Annotated in this window: 20 protein-coding genes and 1 riboswitch; of the genes, 14 read left to right on the plus strand and 6 right to left on the minus strand. The window is 68.4% G+C overall.

Annotated features, from left to right (window positions below):
- Window positions 1-36 precede the first annotated feature (36 nt).
- Both H8R02_RS05260 and H8R02_RS05265 read right to left on the minus strand, forming a co-directional pair.
- The gene (locus tag H8R02_RS05260) at window positions 37-441 is read right to left on the minus strand and encodes a PaaI family thioesterase (RefSeq protein ID WP_187080266.1); all 405 of its coding nucleotides are present in this window, start codon (window positions 439-441) and stop codon (window positions 37-39) included.
- A complete protein-coding gene (locus H8R02_RS05265) occupies window positions 438-1,640 on the minus strand; it encodes a threonine ammonia-lyase (protein ID WP_187080267.1) in 1,203 nt (400 codons plus the stop codon). Before H8R02_RS05265 ends, H8R02_RS05260 begins: the two co-directional genes overlap by 4 nt.
- A 94-nt stretch (window positions 1,641-1,734) precedes the next feature.
- Here H8R02_RS05265 and H8R02_RS05270 point away from each other — a divergent pair, with 94 nt between their 5' ends.
- Window positions 1,735-4,050, plus strand: a complete 2,316-nt coding sequence (locus tag H8R02_RS05270; RefSeq protein WP_187080268.1) for an ATP-binding protein — start codon at window positions 1,735-1,737, stop codon at window positions 4,048-4,050.
- Window positions 4,051-4,130: 80 nt separating this feature from the next.
- Here H8R02_RS05270 and H8R02_RS05275 read toward each other — a convergent pair whose 3' ends face one another.
- Window positions 4,131-4,325 (minus strand): DUF6356 family protein, encoded by a 195-nt coding sequence (locus H8R02_RS05275; RefSeq protein ID WP_187080269.1) that lies wholly within the window; start codon window positions 4,323-4,325, stop codon window positions 4,131-4,133.
- An 83-nt stretch (window positions 4,326-4,408) separates the two neighbouring features.
- On the opposite strand from H8R02_RS05275, the gene H8R02_RS05280 reads away from it, so the two are divergent.
- Window positions 4,409-4,897 carry an Lrp/AsnC family transcriptional regulator gene (locus H8R02_RS05280; RefSeq protein WP_187080270.1) on the plus strand — a complete coding sequence of 163 codons (489 nt, stop codon included), beginning with the start codon at window positions 4,409-4,411 and terminating at the stop codon, window positions 4,895-4,897.
- Here H8R02_RS05280 and recQ read toward each other — a convergent pair.
- The gene (gene recQ / locus H8R02_RS05285; RefSeq protein WP_187080271.1) at window positions 4,858-6,702 is read right to left on the minus strand and encodes a DNA helicase RecQ; all 1,845 of its coding nucleotides are present in this window, start codon (window positions 6,700-6,702) and stop codon (window positions 4,858-4,860) included. The genes H8R02_RS05280 and recQ overlap by 40 nt on opposite strands.
- Before the next feature lie 60 nt (window positions 6,703-6,762).
- On the opposite strand from recQ, the gene H8R02_RS05290 reads away from it, so the two are divergent.
- The 5 genes from H8R02_RS05290 to H8R02_RS05310 all read left to right on the plus strand — a co-directional run bounded on the left by H8R02_RS05290 (window position 6,763) and on the right by H8R02_RS05310 (window position 12,813).
- Window positions 6,763-7,809 carry a homocysteine S-methyltransferase family protein gene (locus H8R02_RS05290; RefSeq protein ID WP_187080272.1) on the plus strand — a complete coding sequence of 349 codons (1,047 nt, stop codon included), beginning with the start codon at window positions 6,763-6,765 and terminating at the stop codon, window positions 7,807-7,809.
- A gap of 41 nt (window positions 7,810-7,850) precedes the next feature.
- Window positions 7,851-8,267: a DUF192 domain-containing protein gene (locus H8R02_RS05295; protein WP_187080273.1), complete on the plus strand. Its 417-nt coding sequence runs from the start codon at window positions 7,851-7,853 to the stop codon at window positions 8,265-8,267.
- A gap of 300 nt (window positions 8,268-8,567) precedes the next feature.
- Window positions 8,568-9,017 (plus strand): Lrp/AsnC family transcriptional regulator, encoded by a 450-nt coding sequence (locus tag H8R02_RS05300; RefSeq protein WP_187080274.1) that lies wholly within the window; start codon window positions 8,568-8,570, stop codon window positions 9,015-9,017.
- Window positions 9,018-9,025: 8 nt separating this feature from the next.
- Window positions 9,026-9,091, plus strand: a riboswitch (S-adenosyl-L-homocysteine riboswitch).
- A 37-nt stretch (window positions 9,092-9,128) separates the two neighbouring features.
- On the plus strand, window positions 9,129-11,825 hold the full coding sequence (gene metH / locus H8R02_RS05305; protein ID WP_187080611.1) for a methionine synthase: 2,697 nt from the start codon (window positions 9,129-9,131) through the stop codon (window positions 11,823-11,825).
- A 73-nt stretch (window positions 11,826-11,898) separates the two neighbouring features.
- Window positions 11,899-12,813 carry a YihY/virulence factor BrkB family protein gene (locus H8R02_RS05310; protein ID WP_187080275.1) on the plus strand — a complete coding sequence of 305 codons (915 nt, stop codon included), beginning with the start codon at window positions 11,899-11,901 and terminating at the stop codon, window positions 12,811-12,813.
- On the opposite strand, the gene H8R02_RS05315 is transcribed toward H8R02_RS05310, so the two are convergent.
- The gene (locus H8R02_RS05315; RefSeq protein ID WP_187080276.1) at window positions 12,751-13,935 is read right to left on the minus strand and encodes an MFS transporter; all 1,185 of its coding nucleotides are present in this window, start codon (window positions 13,933-13,935) and stop codon (window positions 12,751-12,753) included. The two genes, H8R02_RS05310 and H8R02_RS05315, sit on opposite strands and share 63 nt — an antisense overlap.
- Before the next feature lie 13 nt (window positions 13,936-13,948).
- Window positions 13,949-15,490 carry a YifB family Mg chelatase-like AAA ATPase gene (locus tag H8R02_RS05320; protein WP_187080277.1) on the minus strand — a complete coding sequence of 514 codons (1,542 nt, stop codon included), beginning with the start codon at window positions 15,488-15,490 and terminating at the stop codon, window positions 13,949-13,951.
- 201 nt (window positions 15,491-15,691) lie between these two features.
- On the opposite strand from H8R02_RS05320, the gene H8R02_RS05325 reads away from it, so the two are divergent.
- From H8R02_RS05325 to glcF, 7 genes are all read left to right on the plus strand, one after another.
- Entirely contained in the window at window positions 15,692-16,426 is a 735-nt protein-coding gene (locus H8R02_RS05325; RefSeq protein ID WP_187080278.1) for a TorF family putative porin, read from the plus strand.
- Between the two features lie 28 nt (window positions 16,427-16,454).
- Window positions 16,455-16,793, plus strand: coding sequence for a P-II family nitrogen regulator (gene glnK, locus H8R02_RS05330; protein WP_187080279.1), 339 nt, complete (start codon window positions 16,455-16,457; stop codon window positions 16,791-16,793).
- Window positions 16,794-16,824: 31 nt separating this feature from the next.
- Entirely contained in the window at window positions 16,825-18,357 is a 1,533-nt protein-coding gene (locus H8R02_RS05335) for an ammonium transporter (RefSeq protein WP_187080280.1), read from the plus strand.
- A 94-nt stretch (window positions 18,358-18,451) separates the two neighbouring features.
- Complete coding sequence (locus tag H8R02_RS05340; protein WP_187080281.1) at window positions 18,452-19,306, plus strand: aldose 1-epimerase; 855 nt, start codon at window positions 18,452-18,454, stop codon at window positions 19,304-19,306.
- A complete protein-coding gene (locus H8R02_RS05345) occupies window positions 19,306-20,235 on the plus strand; it encodes an SMP-30/gluconolactonase/LRE family protein (protein ID WP_187080612.1) in 930 nt (309 codons plus the stop codon). The genes H8R02_RS05340 and H8R02_RS05345 overlap by 1 nt, the downstream gene beginning before the upstream one ends.
- A gap of 60 nt (window positions 20,236-20,295) precedes the next feature.
- On the plus strand, window positions 20,296-21,387 hold the full coding sequence (glcE, locus tag H8R02_RS05350; RefSeq protein WP_187080282.1) for a glycolate oxidase subunit GlcE: 1,092 nt from the start codon (window positions 20,296-20,298) through the stop codon (window positions 21,385-21,387).
- Window positions 21,388-22,617 carry a glycolate oxidase subunit GlcF gene (gene glcF, locus H8R02_RS05355; RefSeq protein WP_187080283.1) on the plus strand — a complete coding sequence of 410 codons (1,230 nt, stop codon included), beginning with the start codon at window positions 21,388-21,390 and terminating at the stop codon, window positions 22,615-22,617.
- Window position 22,618: the final 1 nt, after the last annotated feature.

The following is a 22,618-nucleotide window of genomic DNA, read 5'->3' on the forward strand; positions in this document are numbered from 1 at the left end:
TTCCTCTGTAGGCAGGCTGGGGGTCAGCCCGCGATTCTACAAGAGGGCGTAGGTGGTGCTCGCGCGGCAGACGCTCTTGCCGTCGTCGGCGCCGCGGATGTCGATCTCGCCGAAGGCCAGGCTCTTGCCCGCGCGAAGCACGCGGGCCTCGACGAGCGCGTCCTGGTTGGACAGCGGCTTGAGGAAGCTGGTGTTCAGCTGCACCGTCGTGCAGGGCTTGAACTCGCCGAAGTGGCTGATCAGTGCCAGCACCATGGCCGTGTCGGCTGCGGCCATCATGGCCTGGCCGCACAGCATGCCGCCGACGCGCGAGAGCCGGGCGTTCTGCGGCAGCCGCAGCGTTGCCGTGCCCTGCGTGAACGACTCGACCTTCAGTCCGAGGTCCTGCACCCAAGGCGCGAAGTACTCGGCCAAGGCACCTTGCAGTTGCTCGTTCGTCATCGCTGCTCCTCCGCCTGGAAGCCGCCCGCATGCAGCGCGGACAGCAATGCCTGGATATGTTCGCGGCCGCGCGTCTGCACCACGAGTTCGATCTCCACGTTCTGTGCCGCCAGCATGGTGAACGCGCGCTGGTGATGCACCTCGTCGATGTTGGCGCCCGCTTCGCTGACGATCTTGGTAATCTGGGCCAAAGATCCCGGCACGTCGCGCGCGTTGACGTGCAGCCGCGCGAGCCGGCCAGCCCGCACCATGCCGCGCTGGATGATCGCGGCCAGCAGCATCGGGTCGATGTTGCCCCCGCCGAGCACGAGCCCGACCTTGCGGCCCTTGAAGCGGTCGGCGTACTTCACCAGCGCCGCCAGCCCGGCCGCGCCCGCGCCTTCGACCAGCGTTTTCTCGATCTCCAGCAGCAGCACGATCGCCTGCTCGATGTCGCCCTCGTCCACCAGCACGATGTCGTCGACGTACTTTTCGATCAGCGCCTGTGGCACCCGGCCGGGCGTGCCCACGGCAATGCCCTCGGCGATGGTCGACATGCCCTGCGGCAGGTCCGTGTGCTTGACCGCGTTGTACATATTGGGGAAGCGCAGCGTCTGCACGCCCACCACCTCGATGCCCGGCTTGAGCGCCTTGGCCGCGGTGGCGATGCCGGCGACCAGCCCGCCGCCGCCGACCGCGACGACCAGCGTGTCGAGGTCCGGCACCGCTGCCAGCATCTCGAGCCCGACGGTGCCCTGGCCGGCGACGATGGCCTCGTCGTCGTAAGGGTGGACGAACGTCAGCCCCTCGCGCGCCGCCAGCTCCAGCGCATGGGCGCGGGCTTCGTCGAGCGTGTCACCGAACAGCACCACTTCCGCGCCGAAGCCGCGCGTACGCCCCACTTTGACGCCCGGTGTGAACCGCGGCATGACGATCACCGCGCGCAGGCCGAGCCGGTGCGCGTGATAGGCCACGCCCTGGGCGTGGTTGCCGGCGCTCATGGCAATGACCCCGCCGGACGACTCGGCCGGCGTCAGCTGCGCCAGCTTGTTGCAGGCGCCGCGTTCCTTGAACGACGCGGTGAACTGCAGGTTCTCGAACTTCAGGAAGACCTGGCAGCCGGCGATCTCGGAGAGCGTGCGGGATTCCACGCACGGCGTGTCCAGCACCTGCCCTTTCAGGCGGCCGGCGGCGGCCTGGATGTCCTCGAATCCGATCATCGGCGGATTGTCCACGACCGGGGGCCCGGTTTCCCCGCCATCACGGTCTTCCATGTAGCATCAACTCGCGTTATCGTCATCACGCACCAGCCCCATGGAAGGAGGCCCCTTGGCCAAGCGTTCGCCGGACGTGCAGGTTCTGCCCTCTCCAGGGCTGAAAGACGCGCCCGTGCTGGACCTGATGTGCTCGCACTTCGTGCTCACACTCGCGGCCAAGCAGGGCGCCAAGTTCAATGTCCGCCGCGACCTGAACGGCCTGCTGTCGCTCGCCGGCCGCCACCTGGTCTGGCCCCAGCCCGCGCTGGCGCGCCTGCGCGAGTTCCTCGGCCGCCGCTGCAAGGACAACGAGTTCTGGCGCGGCCACGAGGAACTGCCCCTGCGCGAGTTCCTCGACCGGCATGGCGTCTGGCGCGGCCCGTACGAAGAGGGCACGCTGTTCTTCTACCTGGACGAATACGCCAAGGACCAGCCCAAGGACCTGCTGCAGGTGCTGGCCGTCACCGGCGAATGGCTGACCCACGCGCTCAAGAAGCATTCCACGCTGGTGGAGAAGAACATCGACGCGCTCGCGTCGCTGCTGCAGCTGAACAAGGCCGAGCGCGCACTGCTGCTGTACGGCACGCTCGCGCGCTACCAGCGCGACCTGCGCAGCCTGCTGGTGGAGTTCAAGGTGAATAACGCGCCCGAGGCCTATGCCGCGATCGCGGAGGTGGCGGGCGTCAACGCCACCGAAGTGGGCGAGGCGCTGCGCGCCGGCTCGCGGCTGGAGCGCATCGGGCTCGTCGAGAACCTGATCTCCGAGCACAACATCACCGACCTCGCGGACCTGATGAAGGTGAGCGAGAAGCTGCCGCCCGTGCTGATGCGCGAATACCGCGACCAGAGCGAGCTGATGGCGGTGTTCACGCGGCCGTCGGCCAAGAGCTCGCTGGAGCTGGCCGACTTCACCTTCGTTGCCGAGGACGCGCAGGTGCTGTGCACGCTGCTGCGCAATGCGGTGGCGCGCAAGGAAAGCGGCGTGAACATCCTGATGTACGGCCCGCCCGGCACCGGCAAGACGGAGTTGGCGAAGGTGGTGGCACAAGCCGCCGGCCTGGAGCTGTTCGAGGTGGAGTACGCGGACCGCGACGGCAATTCGCTGTCGGGGCGCGACCGCTACCGTTCGCTGCAGATCGCGCAGGTGTTCCTCAAAGGGAGCGCGCAGGCGGCGCTGCTGTTCGACGAGGTGGAAGACGTGTTCCCGCCGATCTCCAGCGAGGCCGCGCAGATGATGGCGCGCGCCGAGCAGATCGTGGCACCGCCTTCGGGCAGCGTGAGCGGCAAGGCGTGGGTGAACCAGATCCTCGAGTCCAACCCCGTGCCCACCGTGTGGGTGACCAACCGAATCGAGCAGATCGACCCCGCGTTCCGCCGGCGCTTCGCCTACCACCTCGAGCTGAAGTCGCCGCCGCCGGGCGCGCGCGAGCAGCTGGTGCGCAAGACGCTCGAAGGCGTGCAGGTGTCGGACGGCTTCGTCGCCAAGCTCACCGAGCGCAAGGGGCTCACGCCGGCGCAGATCCGCACGGCGGTGCGCTTCGCGGGGCTCGCGCAGGCCGAGGGCGCGGCGATGGAGTCGCTGATCGAGCGCCAGCTGCGCAACGCCGACCAGGCGCTGGGCACACGCGCGTACGAAAGCGGTGCGCGGCGCAGCGTCACAACGTATGACCTCGAGATGCTCAACGTCGAGTCGCGCTTCGAGGTGCCGCGCATCGTCGAGGCGCTCAAGGCGCGCGGGCACGGCACGCTGTGCTTCTACGGCGCGCCGGGCACCGGCAAGACGGCGCTGGCCGAGCACATCGCGCGCAGCCTCGACAAGCCGCTGCTGGTGAAGCAGGCGAGCGACCTCATGAGCAAGTTCGTCGGCGAGACCGAGCAGAACATGGCCGCCATGTTCCGCGAGGCGGAGGCCGAGAAGGCGATCCTGCTGCTGGACGAGGCGGACAGCTTCCTGCAGGACCGCCGCGGCGCGCAGCGCACCTACGAGGTGACCGAGGTCAACGAGATGCTGCAGGGCATGGAGCGCTTTGCCGGCATCTTCGTGTGCACGACCAACCTGATGGACCGCATCGACCAGGCGGCGCTGCGGCGCTTCACCTTCAAGATCAAGTTCAAGCCGCTCACGCAGGCGCAGCGGGAGGGCATGTTCATCACCGAAGTGCTGGGCGGCAATGCGGAGACGCTGTCGCCGGAAGTGCGCGCGCGGCTCGCGAAGCTGGAGCAGCTTTGCCCGGGTGACTTCGCGGCCGTGAAGCGCCAGGTGGACATCCTGGCGACGGCTTTCGCGCCCGAGGAATTCCTCGAGCAGCTCGAGGCCGAGCACCGCATCAAGCCCGAAGTGCGCGAATCGCGCAGCATCGGCTTCACGTCATAGAGCCCCCACGCTCCCCGCTTCGCGAGGATCGCTGCCCCCCGAGGGGGCTTTCGCGGCTTGGGGCGGCCCGGCGCCGCGAATTAACGATTCACGATCCTCGCGTGCAGCCGCTTGATCAGCGTGCTGCCGGTCTTCTCGCACACGAACGGGAACACCGCATGCAGCAACGCCGCGCCGGCGGCGACGAAGAGCGTGCCTGAGAAGCCGAGCGCGAAGCGCATGTGCTCCCAGTAACTCTCGCCAACGCTGGCCGGGTGGTCGGTGAACGCTTTCATGCCGGCAAGTCTAGGCAAGGGCGCGTGGAAAGTCTTTGCAAAGTGCTGGCCGAAAACCGGGATCTTGTAGAAAATCCTTCTCCATGGATAAGAAGGACCTGCAAATCCTTGCCATCCTGCAGGAGGACGGCACCACCCCGCTCTCGGAGCTGGCCGAGGCCGTGAGCCTGTCGTCCACGCCGTGCTGGCGCCGCGTGCAGCGCATGCAGGAGGACGGCGTGATCCGCAAGACGGTGACGCTGTGCGACCCGGCCGCGCTGAACGTGGGCGTGACGGTGTTCGTCTCCATCCGCACCAACCAGCACAGCGACGCGTGGATGAGGCGCTTCGTGCAAGGCACGCGGGACATCCCGGAGATCGTGGAGATCTACCGCATGAGCGGCGACGTCGACTACCTGCTGAAAGTGGTGGTGCCCGACATCGCGGGCTACGACCGCGTCTACAAGCGCCTGATCAAGGCGGTGGAGCTGCAGGACGTGAGCTCCAGCTTCGCGATGGAGGTGCTCAAGACCACCACCGCGCTGCCGCTGGACTACGCGTCGCTCACCACGCGCAGCACTTCCTCGCCGTAGGCCTCGAGCTTCTTCGCGCCGATGCCGCTGATGCCCTGCAGGTCGCGCAGGGACTGCGGCGCGAGCGCCGCGATCGCGGCCAGCGTGGCGTCGTGGAAGATCACATACGCGGGCAGGTTGTGCGCGCGCGCCACTTCGGCGCGCCACAGCTTGAGCGCGTCGAAGCGCTGCTGGCCCGCCTGCGTGAGGCCGGCGGCGACCGTCGGCGTGCCCTTCGCCGCGCGGCCCTTCTTGCCACCCGTCGAAGCGGCGACGGACTCGCGCAGCTCGATGGTGCGCTCGCCCTTGAGCACCGCGCGCGAGCCTTCGGTGAGCTGCAACGTGTTGAACGCCGAGGCATCCACCGCGAGCGCACCGATCCCGATCAGCTGCCGCAGCACGCCGCGCAACTGCTGCTCACTGAACTCCGCGCCCAGGCCGAAGGTGCTGATGCGCTCGTGCCCGAACTGCTTCACCTTCTCGGTGGCCTTGCCGCGCAGGATGTCCATGATGTGGCCCGCGCCGAAGCTGATGCCGCTTTGCTGCTGCACGCGGTAGATGGTGGACAGCAGCTTGCGCGCGGCGTCCGTGCCGTCCCACACCTGCGGCGGGTTCAGGCAGTTGTCGCAGTTGCCGCAGGGCTGCGATTGCTCGCCGAAGTAGTCGAGCAGGCGAACACGCCGGCAGTCCGTGGCTTCGGCGAGCGCGAGCAACGCATCGAGTTTGCCCCGCAGCACCTGCTTGAACTCCTCCGGCGCCTCGCCTTCGTCGATCATGCGGCGCTGGTTCACGACGTCCTGCAGGCCGTACGCCATCCACGCATCCGCGGGCAACCCGTCGCGGCCCGCACGGCCTGTCTCCTGGTAATAGCCCTCGATGTTCTTGGGCAGATCCAGGTGCGCGACGAAGCGCACGTCGGGCTTGTCGATGCCCATGCCGAAGGCGATGGTGGCCACCATCACCACGCCCTCGTCGCGCAGGAACCGGTCCTGGTGGCGCTGGCGCACGTCCGGCTCCAGCCCCGCGTGGTAGGGCAGGGCATCGACGCCTTCCTGGCACAGCGTCTGCGCGATCTCTTCGACGCGCTTGCGCGACTGGCAATACACGATGCCCGCTTCGCCATCGTGCTCGTTGGAGATGAAGCGCAGCAGCTGCGAAGTGGCGTCCTTCTTCTCGGCGATGGCGTAGCGGATGTTCGGCCGGTCGAAACTGCTGATGAATTGCCGCGCTTCCTGCAGCTGCAGGTGCTGCACGATGTCCTCGCGCGTCAGCGCATCGGCCGTGGCGGTGAGCGCGATGCGCGGCACGCCGGCGAAGCGCTCGTGCAGCACCGCAAGCGCGCGGTATTCCGGGCGGAAGTCGTGGCCCCATTGGCTCACGCAATGCGCCTCGTCGATGGCGAACAAGGCCAGCTGCCCGCGCTCGTGCAGCGAGTCCAGCTGCGCCAGGAAGCGCGGCGTGGTGATGCGCTCCGGCGCTGCATACAGCAGCGTGATCTCGCCGCGCAGCAGCTTCTTCTCCACCGCGTTCGCTTCCTCGCCGCTGAGCGTGGAGTTGAGGAACGCGGCTTCCACACCGGCTTCGTGCAGCGCACCCACCTGGTCGTGCATCAGCGCAATCAGCGGCGACACGACGACGGTGATGCCCTTGCCCGCGCGTTGGCGCGCAATGGCCGGGATCTGGTAACACAGCGACTTGCCGCCGCCCGTGGGCATGAGCACCAGCGCGTCGCCCCCGCCGATGACGTGGTCGATGATGTCGGCCTGCGGGCCGCGGAAGGCCGCGTAGCCGAAGACCTCGGACAGGATGGATTGGGGGGGCAGCAAAGTGGGCTTATTGTCGGTCCCTGAGAGCCATCAACGCTTCCTACCTACAATGCGATGACCATGAAGCCGATCTCGTACACCCGTGGCCAGGCCCTGCCGAGCCTGCTCGAAAAGCGCATCCTCGTCCTCGACGGCGCCATGGGCACGATGATCCAGCGCTTCAAGCTCACCGAGGAGAACTACCGCGGCGAGCGCTTCAAGGACCACGGCAAGGACCTGAAGAACAACGGCGACCTGCTGTCGCTCACGCGCCCCGACGTCATCCGCGACATCCACGAGGGCTACCTCGCCGCCGGTGCCGACATCATCGAGACCAACACCTTCGGCGCGAACGCGCTGGCGCAGTCGGACTACGACCTTGCCGAGTACTCGCGCGAGATGAACGTCGCCTCGGCCCGCCTTGCGCGCGAAGCCGCCGACAAGTACTCCTCCCCCGACAAGCCGCGCTTCGTCGCCGGGGCGCTCGGCCCCACGCCGCGCACCGCCAGCATCAGCCCGGACGTCAACGACCCCGGCGCGCGCAACGTCGACTTCGAAGCGCTGCGCGCCGCTTACTACGAGCAGGTCGAGGGCCTGGTCGAGGGCGGGTCGGACCTGCTGCTGGTCGAGACCATCTTCGACACGCTCAATGCCAAGGCGGCGCTGTTCGCCATCGACGAGTACTTCGACAAGACCGGCGAGCGCCTGCCGATCGTCATCAGCGGCACGGTCACGGACGCTTCGGGCCGCATCCTCAGCGGCCAGACCGTCACGGCCTTCTGGTACAGCGTGCGCCACGCGCGGCCGCTGGCGGTGGGCCTCAATTGCGCGCTCGGTGCCGCGCTGATGCGCCCCTACATCCAGGAGCTGAACCGCGTCGCGCCCGACACGTTCATCAGCTGCTACCCGAACGCGGGCCTGCCCAACCCCATGAGCGAGACCGGGTTCGACGAGACGCCGGAAGTCACGTCGGCGCTGTTGCGCGAGTTCGCGGCCGAAGGCCTCGTGAACATCGTCGGCGGCTGCTGCGGCACGACGCCGGAGCACATCGCTGCCATCCGCACGGCGATCGAACCGCTGCCTACGCGCGGCGTGCAGCGCGAGTTCTTCTACAAGGAAGCGGCCTAGCCTGACACGGCGGCGCTGCGGCGGGCGGCACGATGCTGCCCATGAAGAACCTTCCCCGCGCCGTCCTCACGCTCGGCGAGCATCGCCTCAACGCCTATGTCGCGCGTGGCGCGAAGGAGCGCGCGGTCGGCCTCATGCACGTGCGCGAGCTGGCGGACGACGAGGGCATGCTGTTCGTGTGCGGCGAGCCGCAGCCGCAGAGCTTCTGGATGAAGGACACGCCGCTGCCGCTGTCCATTGCCTTCATCGACGGCGACGGCACGATCCTGCAGATCGAGGACATGGAGGCGCATACCCGCGAGACGACCGAGAGCGAGGTGCCGGTGCGCTACGTGCTGGAGGTGCCGCGCGGCTGGTTTGCCGAGCGCGGCATCGGCCCCGGCGCATGCCTCACGGGCCCGGTGTTTGTGGACGCAGTGGTGGAAGGTGCCGGCGAAGCCAGCTCGCCAGGGGCCTGAAGTCCAGAAGGGGGGACGGCTCCGCTGCCCGTCGGGGGCAGGTCCGGCCTTGCCGGCAAGCCTGGTTGCACGGTGCGCACATGTCGGTCTCCTTTCGCTCCCCCGGGGCTCCCTTGTGAGGAGCCCCGGGGCCGTGATCGACACCACCACCTGCGGCAGCCGCGCCGGCAGGCGGTAACCCCCCGGCATGCCGAAAGTTTGCGGCCAGGCCGGCAGGAAGTCTTGCCGAGTTTGCGCCTCTTTCTGCACTTTGCCAAAGATTTTTCTGTAACATGGCTCCCCCTTCGAAAGAGATGTTGCGTGGACGCGATCGACCGGAAAATCCTGCGAGTGCTGCAGGCCGACGCCCGGGCCAGCCTGCAGGAGGTCGGCCAGGCGGTCGGCCTGTCGAGCTCGCCCTGCTGGGAGCGCATCCGCAAGATGGAGGCGTCCGGGGTGATCGAGGGCTACACGGTGCGGCTCAACCCGCACGCGCTCGGGCTCAATGACACGGTGCTGGTCCAGGTGACGCTGGACAGCCATTCCGACAACACGCTGGAGAAGTTCGGCGAGGTGCTGGCGTCCATCCCCGAGGTGATCGAGGCTCACCTTGTGTCGGGCGACTACGACTACCTGCTGCGCGTGGCGGTGAAGGACACGCGCGACTACGAGCGGCTGCTGCGCGAGCGGCTGTACAAGATCAAGGGCATCCGGCACAGCCGCTCCAGCTTCGTTCTCCGTACGCTGAAGAAGGCCGACCTGCCGGTTTAAAATCGGTGTTCCTCAAGGAGCGCTGCAGCGGGATGGCCCGTCAGGCTTGAGATTCCCAACCGCGCTCACCCTTTCCAAGGTGAGCCCATGTCCCACATCCCCGTCCCCCCGATGAAGCTCTCCGGCCTGCAGCCGGTGGAGATCGGCAAGGGTTCGCTCTTCGTGAACGTGGGCGAACGCACCAACGTCACGGGCTCCAAGGTCTTCGCCCGCATGATCCTCGCGGGCCAGTTCGAGCAGGCCCTGGCCGTTGCACGCCAGCAGGTCGAGAACGGCGCGCAGGTCATCGACATCAACATGGACGAGGCCATGCTGGACAGCAAGGCCGCCATGGTGCGCTTCCTCAACCTGATCGCCAGCGAGCCGGACATCGCCCGCGTGCCGATCATGATCGACTCCTCCAAGTGGGACGTGATCGAGGCCGGCCTGCGCTGCATCCAGGGCAAGGGCATCGTCAACTCCATCTCCATGAAGGAGGGCGTGGACGAATTCAAGCGGCAGGCCAAGCTGATCAAGCGCTACGGCGCCGCCGCCGTCGTGATGGCCTTCGACGAAAAGGGCCAGGCCGACACCTACCAGCGCAAGATCGAGATCTGCGAGCGCGCCTACCGCATGCTGGTGGACGAGGTGGACTTCCCGCCGGAAGACATCATCTTCGACCCGAACATCTTCGCCATCGCCACCGGCATCGAGGAGCACAACAACTACGCGGTCGACTTCATCGAAGCGACGAAGTGGATCAAGCAGAACCTGCCGGGCGCCAAGGTGTCGGGCGGCGTGTCGAACGTGAGCTTCTCGTTCCGCGGCAACGACCCCGTGCGCGAGGCGATCCACACCGTCTTCCTGTACCACGCCATCCAGGCGGGCATGGACATGGGCATCGTCAACGCGGGCATGGTGGGCGTGTACGACGAGCTGGAGCCGCAGCTGCGCGACCGCGTCGAAGACGTCGTGCTCAACCGCCGTCCGGATGCCGGCGAACGGCTCGTCGAGATCGCCGAAAGCGCCAAGGGCGCGGCGCGCGACGACAGCAAGAAGAACGAGTGGCGCGCGCTGCCGGTCAACCAGCGCCTGTCGCATGCGCTCGTGCACGGCATCACCGACCACATCGTCGAGGACACCGAAGAGGCGTACCAGATCGTGCTCAAGGGTGGCGGCCGGCCGCTGCACGTGATCGAAGGCCCGCTCATGGACGGCATGAACATCGTGGGCGACCTCTTCGGCGCCGGCAAGATGTTCCTGCCGCAGGTGGTGAAGTCCGCGCGCGTGATGAAGCAGGCCGTGGCGCACCTCATCCCCTACATCGAGGAAGAGAAGAAGCAGCAGGAGGCTGCGGGCGAGGACGTGCGGGCCAAGGGCAAGATCATCATCGCCACGGTCAAGGGCGACGTGCACGACATCGGCAAGAACATCGTCACGGTCGTGCTCCAGTGCAACAACTTCGAAGTGGTGAACATGGGCGTGATGGTCCCGTGCCACGAGATCCTGGCGAAGGCCAAGGTCGAAGGCGCGGACATCGTCGGCCTGTCGGGCCTGATCACGCCGTCGCTGGAAGAGATGCAGTACGTCGCGCGCGAGATGCAGAAGGACGAGCACTTCCGCCTGAAGAAGATCCCGCTGCTGATCGGCGGCGCCACCACGTCGCGCGTGCACACCGCCGTGAAGATCGCGCCCAACTACGAAGGCCCGGTGGTGTACGTGCCGGACGCCTCGCGCAGCGTCAGCGTCGCGCAGAGCCTGCTGTCCGAGCAGGCCGCGAAGTACATCGCCGATGTCGAGGCGGACTACGTGCGCGTGCGCGAGCAGCACGCCAACAAGAAGCAGGTGCCGCTGTGGCCGATCGCCAAGGCGCGCGCGAACAAGACGCCGATCGACTGGGCGAACTACACGCCGCCCAAGCCCAAGTTCATCGGCCGGCGCGTGTTCAGGAACTTCGACCTCGCGGAACTGGCGAAGTACATCGATTGGGGCCCGTTCTTCCAGACGTGGGACCTCGCCGGCCGCTTCCCCGACATCCTCAAGGACGAGGTGGTGGGCGCGGAGGCGGTGCGCGTGTATTCGGACGGCCAGCGCATGCTCAAGCGACTGATCGAAGGCCGCTGGCTGACGGCGAATGCGGTGATGGGCCTGTGGCCCGCCAACACCGTGCGCGACGACGACATCGAGCTGTATGCCGACGAGTCGCGCGCAAGCCCCATCCTCACCTGGTACGGCCTGCGCCAGCAGACGGAGAAGCTTGCTGTCGAAGGCGTGATGCGCCCGAGCCGCAGCCTTGCGGACTTCGTCGCGCCCAAGGGCGTGAAGCCGGATTACGTGGGCATGTTCGCCGTCACAGCGGGCATCGGCTCGGAGAAGAAGGAGCAGTACTTCCTGGCCGACCACGACGACTACTCCGCGATCATGCTCAAGGCGCTGGCGGACCGGCTCGCGGAAGCGTTCGCCGAGGCCCTGCACGAGCGCGTGCGCAAGGACCTGTGGGGCTATGCGGCCGACGAGACTCTGTCGAACGAGGAGCTCATTGGCGAGAAGTACCTCGGCATCCGCCCCGCGCCGGGCTATCCCGCATGCCCGGACCACAGCGTGAAGCGCGACATGTTCCGCGTGCTGCAGGCCGAGGAGGTGGGCATGTCCCTCACCGAAAGCCTCGCGATGTGGCCGGCTGCCAGCGTGAGCGGCTTCTACCTGAGCCATCCTTCGAGCACGTACTTCAACGTGGGCAAGGTCGGGGACGACCAGTTGCAGGACCTCGCGCAGCGTCGCGGCGAAAGCGTCGAGGACTTGCAGCGGCTGCTGGCACCGAACCTCTGACGCTGGCGTCTCCGACCCGACGCTTGGCCGGGTTCCTACGCACTCGCGAAGGCCGCGCACCTAGCCTCGTTTCATGCGAGGCCTGCTCCGACCCCTCCAGCCCATCCTGCGCGCCGTGCGCTTGTGGAGTGACGCGGGCGGCCTGAGCATGAGCGCCGCCGTGTCGTTCTACGGCATCCTGAGCCTCACGCCGCTGCTCCTGCTGCTCGTCGCGCTGCTCGGCTGGTGGGTGGACAAGGAGATGCTGCAGCACAGCCTGGTCACGCAGATCCAGGCTGTCGTCGGCGAACGCGGCGCAGAACTGATCCAGCAGGCGCTCGCCAGTTCGCAGAAGACCGGCCAGGGCATCTGGGCCACGGTGCTTGGCTTCATCGTGCTGGTCTCCGGTGCGACCGGCGTGTTCGGGGAACTGCAGGACGCCTTCGAGCGCGTGTGGTCGCACGGCCGCGAGCCCGCCGGCAAGAAGTCGTGGCGCAGCACGGCCACGATGAAGCTGCGCGGCATCGCGTACATCCTCGCCTTCGGTTTCCTGCTGCTGGTGTCGCTGGCGATCTCGGCGATGCTGGGCCTCGTCACGAACAAGGTCGGTGGCGGCATCCTGCTCGAAACAGCGCTGCGCGCGGTGAACGAGACCGTGGGCTTCCTCTTCTGCACCGCGCTGTTCTACGGGTTGATGCGGCTCTCCGGCGGTGCGCGGCCGCGCGGCCGTTACCTCTGGCTCGGTGCGTTCGTGGGCGCGATCCTGTTCACGATTGGCCGGCAGGTGCTCACGATCTACCTTTCCACGGCCGCCGTCGTGTCCGCGTATGGCGCAGCCGGCTCGCTCATCGTGCTGCTGATGTGGATGTACTTCTCGTCCGGCGTGCTGCTGTTCGGCGCCGGTTGCGCACGCGCCGCCGAGGAGTTGCGTGCGGAGCGCGAAGCTTCAGGTGAGCGCGCGCCGCTGGGCCTGCCACAGCGCCACCGCGGAAAGCACTCCCACGCCTAGCAGCACGGCGATGCCCCAGCGGTAGCCGGTCTCCTGCGTCCACAGCACACCGAGCAGCAGCGGTGCGATCGCGCGCGAGATCGCCGTCGGGATGCCCAGCGCGCCATTGAGGGAAGCGACGTGGTCGCGATTCACGTACTGCGCGATCGCAGTGCCCTTCACGATCGTCATCATCCCGTTGCCCAGGCCGTAAAGAACCACGAACACGAGTCCGGCGACCGGGTGCGCGGCACCGAGCAGCAATGCAGCCAGGCCCATCGGCACCAGCCACGGGATCGCGCGGTTGGCCACGTGCACGTCGAAGCGGTGCTCGAAGAAGAACAGCAGCAAGCGCCCCAGCACCTGGATCACGCCGATGGACGCCGGGATCGCGATCACCCATTGCTCCGCGAGCCCGGCTTCGCGCAACAGGCTGATCATGTGCGGCGGCAGCGCCGCGGTGATGCCCATCATGCCGACGCTGAACACGCCGATCAGCAGGAACGGCGGGCTGCGCAGCAGCGCTGAGGGCGAGGCCGCCTCTTTCGGATGCACCACCGGCGGCGGCGCATCGCGCAGGCACAGCCAGTGCAGCGGTGCGCACAGCAGCACGTGCACGGCGGCGAGCACGAGCAGCGCGTGGCGCCAGCCGAGGCTCTCGATCAGCCACGCGGAGGTGGGGATGAACACCGTGCTCGCGAGGCCGCCGAGGAAGGTCATCGTGATGATCGCGCGGCGGAAGTCGTTGGGGAAGCGGCGCGTGGCCACCGCGAACACGGGGCTGTACAAGGTCGCGGCGAGCGCGGCGCCGAGCAGCATCCAGACCGCGTAGAAGCCCGCGACGCTTCGCACCTGGCTGTGCGCCGCAAGCCCGATGGCCACGAGCACCGAGCCGCCCGTCATCACCGCGCGTTCGTGCCCGCGGTCGATCCAACGGCCCACGGGGTAGGCCATGATGCCCTCGACCAGCAGCGCGAGGCTGAAGGCGAGCGACGATTGCGCGCGTGTCATGCCCAGCTCGCGCTCCACGGGCGCGAGCAGGAGGGCAAAGGTGTAGAAGACGCTGCCCCAGGTGATCAACTGGGCCAGCGAGAGCCAGCCCACGAGGGCTCGGTCGTACTGCGCAGGCGGGCGGGCACTCATCGGGCCCGATTATTCATGAGCGGGGCTGGCTCCGCCCGGACGCTGCCACGGTCCGCCGGTACTGGACCGCCTCCGCCACGTGCACCACGTCGACGGGCGCCGACCCGGCGAGGTCCGCGATCGTGCGCGCCACCTTCAGCACGCGATGGGTGGAGCGCGCGCTCCAGCCAAGGCGCCCGGCGGCCGCGCGGAGGAACTTGCGCGCGGGCACGGCAAGGCCCGCATGCTGGTCGATCTCCTCGCCCTGCAGCGCGCTGTTCGCCTTGCCCTGCCGCTGCATCGCACGCTCCCTCGCCTCGACGCACCGCGCGCGCACGCGGGCCGAAGGCTCGCCGGCAGGCGCCTGCAGCAATTCGTCGGTGGGCAGCGCCGGCACTTCGATGTGCAGGTCGATGCGATCGAGCAGCGGCCCGCTCAGCTTGCCCTGGTAGCGCGCCACCTGGTCCGGCGTGCAGCGGCAGGCCTGGGCCGAGCCGAGGTTGCCGCAGGGGCACGCATTGCACGCGCCGACGAACTGGAAGCGCGCCGGAAAGCTGGCGCGGCGTGCTGCGCGCGCGATCGTGATGTGGCCGGTCTCCAGCGGCTCCCGCAGCGCCTCCAGCGCGGCACGGGGAAATTCAGGCAGCTCGTCGAGGAACAGCACGCCATGGTGCGCGAGCGAGATTTCACCCGGCCTGGGTGGCGAGCCGCCACCCACCAGCGCCACCGCGCTCGCGGAGTGGTGCGGCGCGAGCGTGGGCCGCACGGACCACTGCGCCAGCGAGAACTGGCCGCCCAGGCTCGCGACCGCGGCGCTCTCCAGCGCCTCCTGCACCGTCATGGCCGGCAACAGGCCGGCGAAGCGGTGCGCCAGCATCGACTTGCCCGCGCCGGGTGGCCCGCTGAGCAGCACGCTGTGGCCGCCCGCCGCGGCCACTTCGAGTGCGCGCTTGGCGGCGAGCTGGCCCTTCACGTCGGCAAGGTCCGGATAGGCCGGCTCGTAGGGCGGCGGCGTGGCCTGCAAGCGCGTCCAGCCTTGCGCGGGCGACGGTGCATCGCCACGCACGAACTGCCCCACCACATCCAGCAGGTGCACCGCGCGATACACCTGCGCGCCCGGCACCAGCGCGGCCTCCTCCGCGCTGCCCGGCGGCAGCACGAGCCGTGTCTGCACAGCGCCGGCCTGCAAGGCCAGGCTGATCGCGAGCGCACCGCGCACCGGCCGCAGCCCGCCCGACAGTGAAAGCTCCCCCGCGAATTCATATCCCGCGAGCGCAGCCCCATCCACCTGCCCGCTTGCGGCCAGGATGCCCAGCGCGATCGGCAAGTCGAACCGCCCCGAATCCTTCGGCAAGTCCGCCGGCGCCAGGTTGACGGTGATCTTCTTGTTGTGCGGGAACTCCAGCCCGCAGGTCAGCAGGGCCGAGCGAACGCGCTCGCGCGACTCCTTCACCTCGGTGTCCGCCAGCCCCACCAGCGTGAAGCTCGGCAGCCCGTTGGCCAGATGGACCTCCACGGTCACCGCTTCGGCCTGCAGCCCGACCAGGGCGCGGCTTTGCACCAAACAAAGGCTCATCTCTCTTCCGCCTCCCCAGAGCTGTGCGAGCGTCGCGTTTGGTGCGGAACGACGCACCAAGCTGGTGTTACCTATAGGTTGCACCCACTCCACAACGCAGCCGGAACGTTCCGGTGCACTTCCGCTGACGCCCCGGTGATGTATGGCACAGCTCCTGCTACAGACCCTAGCCCCAATCCTTCAGCACGGAGAGAAACTCAAATGAAGCTCAAAGAAACCGCCCTGGCCGTGTCGGCCCTCGTCCTGTCCGGCGCCGCCATGGCGCAGGCCAAGGCGCCGGAGCCCGACTTCACGTTGTCCGCGAACGTGGGCGTCATCTCCGACTACCGCTACCGCGGCATCTCCCAGACCCGCCTGAAGCCCGCCCTGCAAGGCGGCGCCGACCTCGCGCACAAGAGCGGCTTCTACGTCGGCGTGTGGGCCTCCTCCATCAAGTGGATCAAGGACGCCGGCGGCGGCTCCAACGCGGAAGTGGACGTCTACGGCGGCTACAAGTTCGAAGCCGGCCCGGTCGCCTGGGACGTGGGCGTGCTCACGTACAACTACGACAGCAACCGCCTCAACCCCAATGCCGACACGCAGGAGCTGTACGTCGCCGGCACGTACGGCCCCGCGACGCTGAAGTACTCGCATGCGTTCTCCAACCTGTTCGGCTTCGCCAACAGCAAGAACAGCGGCTACCTCGACCTGTCCGCCACGTTCGACCTCGGCGACGGCTGGAGCATCGTGCCGCACATCGGCCACCAGACCGTCAAGCGCAACAGCAACTTCAGCTACACGGACTACTCGGTCACGGCCAACAAGGACTTCGGCAACGGCTTCTCGGCCTCCGCCGGCCTGGTGGGCACCGACACCAAGGCCTACGTTTCCCCCAGCGGCAGGAACCTCGGCCGCACCGCGGCCGTCGTGGGCGTCAAGTACACCTACACGTTCTGAGGCCGCGCATTCCCCCAAGGAGATCACGATGAAACTCGTCACCGCCATCATCAAACCCTTCAAGCTCGATGAGGTGCGCGAAGCCCTCTCCGGCATCGGCGTGCAGGGCATCACCGTCACCGAGGTCAAGGGCTTCGGCCGCCAGAAGGGCCACACCGAGCTGTACCGCGGCGCCGAGTACGTCGTCGATTTCCTGCCCAAGGTGAAGATCGAGGCCGCCGTCGCCGACGACCTCGTCGAGCGCGTCATCGAGGCCGTCGAGGGCGCGGCCCGCACCGGCAAGATCGGCGACGGGAAGATTTTCGTGTACGACCTCGAGCAGGTCGTGCGGATCCGAACCGGCGAGACCGGCAAGGAAGCGCTGTAAGAGAAATCCACCCCTCAGAGAGACGACCCCCATGAAAAAGCTTCTCGCTTCCCTGGCCCTCGGGCTGGGCCTGCTGGCAGGCGGTGCCGTGATGGCGCAGGCACCCGCCGCGTCCGCACCGCAGGCTGCCGCCGCTGCCGCCCCCGCTTCCGCCGCACCCGCGGCCGCCACGGCGGCTGCACCGGCCGCCGCCGCCGCGCCTGCAGCGGCTGCCGCCGCTTCGGCCCCCGCGGCCGCTGCCGCACCCGCGCCCGTGCCCAACAAGGGCGACACGGCGTGGATGACCGTTGCCACGGCGCTCGTCATCCTGATGACGATCCCCGGCCTGGCCCTGTTCTACGGCGGCCTCGTGCGCAGCAAGAACATGCTGTCGGTGCTGATGCAGGTGTTCGTCGTCACGGCGCTCATCTACGTGCTGTGGACGCTCTACGGCTACAGCGTGGCCTTCACCGCCGGCAACCCGTTCTTCGGCAGCCTCGACAAGCTGTTCCTCAAGGGCGTGAACCCCGACGCGGTCGCCGCCACCTTCAGCAAGGGCGTGGTGATCCCGGAGTACTCGTTCTTCGCCTTCCAGGCCACGTTCGCGGCCATCACCTGCGGCCTGATCGTCGGCGCGTTCGCCGAGCGCATCAAGTTCAGCGCGGTGCTGCTCTTCGTGGTGATCTGGTTCACGTTCAGCTACCTGCCGATCGCGCACATGGTCTGGTACTGGGACGGCCCGGACGCCATCACGAGCGAAGCCACGCTCAAGACGGTCACCGCCAACGGCGGCTGGCTGTGGGCCAAGGGCGCGCTCGACTTCGCGGGCGGCACGGTGGTGCACATCAACGCCGGTGTGGCGGGCCTCGTGGGTGCCTACCTGGTCGGCAAGCGCATCGGCTTCGGCAAGGAAGCGCTCGCGCCGCACAGCCTCACGCTGACGATGGTCGGTGCGTCCATGCTGTGGGTGGGCTGGTTCGGCTTCAACGCCGGCTCCAACCTCGAAGCCACGGGCGTCGCCGCGCTCGCCTTCGTCAACACGCTCGTTGCCACCGCCGCCGCCACGCTGTCGTGGATCGCGGGTGAAGCGCTCGCCAAGGGCAAGGCCTCGATGCTGGGTGCCGCGTCCGGTGCCGTCGCCGGCCTCGTGGCCATCACGCCGGCTTGCGGCTTCGTCGGCCCGATGGGCGCCATCGTCATCGGCCTGCTGGCCGGCCTCGTCTGCCTGTGGGGCGTCAACGGCCTCAAGCGCATGCTCGGCGCCGACGACTCGCTGGACGTGTTCGGCGTGCACGGCGTGGGCGGTATCCTGGGTGCGCTGCTCACCGGCGTGTTCGCCTCGCCCTCGCTCGGCGGCACCGGCATCTACGACTACGTGGCCAACAAGGTCAGCCCCGACTACTCCATCGGCGGCCAGGTCTGGATCCAGCTGCAAGGCGTGCTGACCACCATCGTGTGGTCCGGCGTGGTCGCCTTCATCGCCTACAAGGTCGTCGACCTCGTCATCGGCCTGCGCGTGACCGAAGAGGAAGAGCGCGAGGGCCTGGACATCTCCAGCCACGGCGAAACCGCCTACAACCGATAAAAGCAAGTCTCCTTTGGATGTTGGGCCCGCGCAAGCGGGCCCTTTTTTTTGGCCGCTCGGGGTGCACAATGGGCTGCAAAAGGAGACTTGGCCCATGCTCGAACTGAAGTCAGGTGCGCTGCGCTGCGAGATCGAGCCCGCGCTGGGCGGCTGCATCGCCGGCCTGTGGCTCGGCACCCATCCCGTCCTGCGGTCCACGCCGGCCGCCCAGCTCACCAGTGCGCGCCTCGCCGGCAGCTACCCGCTGGTGCCTTTTTCCAACCGCATCGGCCAGGCCACGCTGCAGTGGCAGGGCACGCAGCTGCCACTGGTGCGCAACAACGGCGACGAGCCGCACGCCATCCACGGCGTCGGCTGGCAACGGCCCTGGGAGCTGCTCGACAGCGACGAAACCTATGCGCTGCTGTCGTACGAGCACCAGCCCGACGCCAACTGGCCCTTCGCTTTCGACTGCTCGCAGACGATCCGCCTGAACGAGACCGGCCTGGAGCTCACGCTCGCGCTCACCAGCCACTCGCAGGAGCCTGCGCCCGCTGGCCTGGGCTGGCACCCGTACTTCATGAAGCGCGCTCGCAGCCGCATCTCGTTCGCGGCCACCGGCCGCTGGGACATGGGCGAGGACAAGCTGCCCACCGTGCGCAAGGGCTCGCGCGGCATCGACGCCGACTGCGCGTTCCTCGACGTCGACCACTGTTTCGACGGCTGGGACGGCGTGGTGCACCTGCGCGACGAGCTGATGCACGTGCGCGTCACGTCCAGCATGACGCGGCTCGTGGTCTTCACCAACGACACGCGCGATTACATCGCGATCGAGCCGGTGAGCCACGTCAACAATGCCGTCAACCTGCATGCGGCGGGCGCGCCTTCGGCCGACCTCGGCCTCGCGGTGCTCGGCATGGGCGACTCGATCATGGCCACGATGACCATCTCGGCGGAGGCCGCCCGATGATGCAGTGGCAGCCGGTCGTCGGCTCGCGCGACGGCCTGGGGGAGTCGCCGTTCTGGCACCCCGACGAGCAGATGCTCTACTGGGTCGACATCCCCAACCGGCAGGTCCGCCGGGCCAATGTGTTCATGGGCACGCTGGAGAGCTGGGAGATGCCGCTGGAGCCCGGCTGCATCGCGCCGGCGGCAGGTGGCGGCCTCGTGATCGCGCTGCGCGACGGCATCTACCGCGCGCGCGGCTGGGGCGAGGCGCTCCTTTGCATCGCGCGCTTCAGCCACGACACGAAGACCACGCGCTTCAACGACGGCAAGGCGGACGCGCTGGGCCGCTTCTGGGCCGGCACGATGTACGAGCCGCGCGACGCGCGCAAGGCGGAACTGTACTGCATCGACTGCCGCCCCGACAACGCGGAGCGCGGCAAGACGCTGATCCAGCTGAAGGCGCAGAACGCGGTCATCGCCAACGGGCTGGCCTGGTCGCCGGACAACCGCACGATCTACTGGTCCGACACGACGAACCATGTCATCCACGCATGGGACTGGGACGCGGCCGCGAACGTCATGCGCGGCCACCGCGTATTCGCGCAGTTCCCCGCCAAGCCCGCGGGCTGGCAGCCGAGGCAGCCCGGGTACGGCGGCCGGCCCGATGGCGCGGCGGTGGACGCCGAAGGCAATTACTGGGTGGCGATGTTCGAAGGCGGCCGGCTGCTCAAGCTGTCGCCGCGCGGGGAGGTGCTGCAGGAAGTGCCCGTGCCGGTGCGCTGCCCCACGATGCCCTGCTTCGGCGGCGACGACCTGCAGACCTTGTACGTCACCAGCGCGGGCACGCAGCGCGGCGAGGCGGAGGTGCGCGAGCTGCCGCTTTCGGGCATCGTCATGGCGACGCGGGTGGAGGTGCCGGGGCTGCGCGTCAATTTCTTCATCGACTCCTGAAGAAGACTTCATGCGCCCCGGCCCAGCGAATCCCCGCGGCCGCGCTTAACATCCTTGCCCATGGACGACGTGCTGGCCCAGCTGATCGAACGCATCCGCGAGGCGGCGGGCTCGGGCACGCCGGTGCGCATCCGGGGCGGCGGCAGCAAGGACTTCTACGGCGAGCGTTTCGACGGCGAGATGCTGCGCACCGGCGCGCTGGATCGCGTGATCGCCTACGAACCGAGCGAGCTCGTCGTCACCGTGCAGGCGGGCATGCCGCTGACCGAGCTGGAAGCGCTGCTGGCACGCGAAGGCCAGTGCCTGCCTTTCGAGCCGCCGCATTTCGCGGGTGAGCCCACGGTCGGGGGCATGGTGGCCGCAGGGCTGTCCGGCCCCGCGCGCGCAAGTGTGGGATCGGTGCGCGATTACGTGTTGGGGATCACCCTGGTCAACGGGCGCGGTGAGCAACTGCGCTTCGGCGGCACGGTGATGAAGAACGTCGCGGGCTACGACGTGTCGCGCCTCATGGTCGGTGCGATGGGCACGCTGGGGCTGATCGCGGAAGTGAGCCTGAAGGTGCTGCCTGTTGCGCGCGCCGAAGCGACGCTGCAGTTCCAGATGACGCAGGCCGAGGCGCTGAAGCACCTCAATGCCTGGGGCGGCAAGCCCTTGCCGCTCAACGCGAGCTGCTGGACACCCGACGACGCCGGCACGCTGATGCTGCGCCTGCGCGGCGCGCAGGCGGCCGTCGATGCCGCATGCAAAGCGCTCGGCGGCCAGCGCCAGGACAACGCCGACGCAGCGAAGGGCTGGCAGCGCTGCCGCGACATGGAGCTGCCGTGGTTCACCGACCGTGGCGAGCGCGACCTTTGGCGGCTGTCCGTGCCGCAGACCGCGCAACCGCTCGGCGGCCCCGAACCGGGCGTCATCGAATGGCACGGCGGCCAGCGCTGGCTGCGCGCGGACCGCAGCGATGCTTCGCTTGTGCGCGAACTCGCGCAGGACGCCGGCGGCCATGCCACGCTCTTCATGCCCGCCGACCTGGGCGGCATCCCGCCGCAACGCTTCCAGCCGCTGCCCGCGGCGCTGGACCACATCCACCGCGAACTCAAGCGCCAATTCGACCCCGCCGGCATCTTCAACCCCGGCCGGCTCTATTCGGACTTCTAGATGCAGACGCAACTCGCCCCGCAGTTTCAGGGCACGGCCGAAGGCGCCGAGGCCGAAGCCATCCTGCGCAAATGCGTGCACTGCGGCTTCTGCACCGCCACCTGCCCCAGCTACCAGGTGCTCGGCGACGAGCTGGACAGCCCGCGCGGGCGCATCTACCTGATCAAGCAGGTGCTCGAAGGCGCGGAGCCGACGCGCGCGACGCAGTTGCACCTGGACCGCTGCCTCACCTGCCGCAACTGCGAGAGCACCTGCCCGAGCGGTGTGCAGTACGGGCGCCTCGTGGACATCGGCCGGCGCATCGTCGAAGAGAAGGTGCCGCGCGGCACCGGCTCGCGCGCGCTGCGCTGGACGCTGAAGGAAGGCCTCACATCGCCGCTCTTCGGCCCGGCGATGAAGGTCGGCCAGGTGGTGCGCGGGCTGCTCCCCGGCAAGCTCAAGGAAAAGGTCCCGCCGAAGCAGGACGCCGGCGCGTGGCCGCGCCGTACCCACGCGCGCAGGATGCTGCTGCTCGAAGGCTGCGTGCAGCCGTCGATGATGCCGAACATCAACAGCGCCACCGCGCGCGTGCTCGATGCGGCCGGCATCGAGACGGTCATCGCACGTGACGCGGGCTGCTGCGGCGCGGTCAAGTTCCACCTGAACGACCAGGAAGGCGGCCGCGCGCAGATGCGGCGCAACATCGACGCCTGGTGGCCGCACGTCGAACGCGGCGAGGTCGAGGCGATCGTGATGAACGCTTCGGGCTGCGGCGTCACCGTCAAGGAGTACGGCCACATGCTGCAGCACGACGCGCAGTATGCGGACAAGGCGCGGCGCATCTCCGGGCTCACGCGCGACCTGAGCGAGCTGCTGCCCGAGCTCGTGCCCGCGCTTCGCGGCAAGGTCGCGGCGGACGATCGGGTTATCGCCTACCACCCGCCCTGCACGTTGCAGCACGGCCAGCAACTCAAGGGCGGCGTCGAGCAAGGCTTGTCGGAGCTGGGCTTCACGGTGCGCATCGCGCTGAACGAGTCGCACCTGTGCTGCGGCTCCGCGGGGACCTACTCCGTTCTGCACCCCGACATCGCGCAGGAGCTGCGAGACCGCAAGCTGAAGAACCTGCACGCGGCGGACCCGCAGGCCATCGCCTCGGCCAACATCGGCTGCATCACCCACCTGCAGGCGGCCACCGCCACGCCCGTCAGGCACTGGGTGGAAGTCCTGGACTCCGCGTTGAAACACTCCTGAC

Origin of the sequence: Ramlibacter albus (assembly GCF_014297445.1) — a bacterium.
GTDB classification, from domain to species: Bacteria; Pseudomonadota; Gammaproteobacteria; order Burkholderiales; family Burkholderiaceae_C; genus Ramlibacter; species Ramlibacter albus.

What these genes read in the sequence shown, in the direction of transcription:
- H8R02_RS05265 (WP_187080267.1), bottom strand. Translation starts at nt 1,640, where the DNA reads ATGATCGGATTCGAGGACATCCAGGCCGCCGCCGGCCGCCTGAAAGGG.
- glcE (WP_187080282.1), top strand. Translation starts at nt 20,296, where the DNA reads ATGGACGACGTGCTGGCCCAGCTGATCGAACGCATCCGCGAGGCGGCG.
- H8R02_RS05260 (WP_187080266.1), bottom strand. Translation starts at nt 441, where the DNA reads ATGACGAACGAGCAACTGCAAGGTGCCTTGGCCGAGTACTTCGCGCCT.
- H8R02_RS05320 (WP_187080277.1), bottom strand. Translation starts at nt 15,490, where the DNA reads ATGAGCCTTTGTTTGGTGCAAAGCCGCGCCCTGGTCGGGCTGCAGGCC.
- H8R02_RS05270 (WP_187080268.1), top strand. Translation starts at nt 1,735, where the DNA reads ATGGAAGGAGGCCCCTTGGCCAAGCGTTCGCCGGACGTGCAGGTTCTG.
- H8R02_RS05280 (WP_187080270.1), top strand. Translation starts at nt 4,409, where the DNA reads ATGGATAAGAAGGACCTGCAAATCCTTGCCATCCTGCAGGAGGACGGC.
- H8R02_RS05325 (WP_187080278.1), top strand. Translation starts at nt 15,692, where the DNA reads ATGAAGCTCAAAGAAACCGCCCTGGCCGTGTCGGCCCTCGTCCTGTCC.
- metH (WP_187080611.1), top strand. Translation starts at nt 9,129, where the DNA reads ATGAAGCTCTCCGGCCTGCAGCCGGTGGAGATCGGCAAGGGTTCGCTC.
- H8R02_RS05340 (WP_187080281.1), top strand. Translation starts at nt 18,452, where the DNA reads ATGCTCGAACTGAAGTCAGGTGCGCTGCGCTGCGAGATCGAGCCCGCG.
- glnK (WP_187080279.1), top strand. Translation starts at nt 16,455, where the DNA reads ATGAAACTCGTCACCGCCATCATCAAACCCTTCAAGCTCGATGAGGTG.
- H8R02_RS05335 (WP_187080280.1), top strand. Translation starts at nt 16,825, where the DNA reads ATGAAAAAGCTTCTCGCTTCCCTGGCCCTCGGGCTGGGCCTGCTGGCA.
- H8R02_RS05295 (WP_187080273.1), top strand. Translation starts at nt 7,851, where the DNA reads ATGAAGAACCTTCCCCGCGCCGTCCTCACGCTCGGCGAGCATCGCCTC.
- H8R02_RS05315 (WP_187080276.1), bottom strand. Translation starts at nt 13,935, where the DNA reads ATGAGTGCCCGCCCGCCTGCGCAGTACGACCGAGCCCTCGTGGGCTGG.
- H8R02_RS05275 (WP_187080269.1), bottom strand. Translation starts at nt 4,325, where the DNA reads ATGAAAGCGTTCACCGACCACCCGGCCAGCGTTGGCGAGAGTTACTGG.
- glcF (WP_187080283.1), top strand. Translation starts at nt 21,388, where the DNA reads ATGCAGACGCAACTCGCCCCGCAGTTTCAGGGCACGGCCGAAGGCGCC.
- H8R02_RS05290 (WP_187080272.1), top strand. Translation starts at nt 6,763, where the DNA reads ATGAAGCCGATCTCGTACACCCGTGGCCAGGCCCTGCCGAGCCTGCTC.
- H8R02_RS05345 (WP_187080612.1), top strand. Translation starts at nt 19,306, where the DNA reads ATGCAGTGGCAGCCGGTCGTCGGCTCGCGCGACGGCCTGGGGGAGTCG.
- H8R02_RS05310 (WP_187080275.1), top strand. Translation starts at nt 11,899, where the DNA reads ATGCGAGGCCTGCTCCGACCCCTCCAGCCCATCCTGCGCGCCGTGCGC.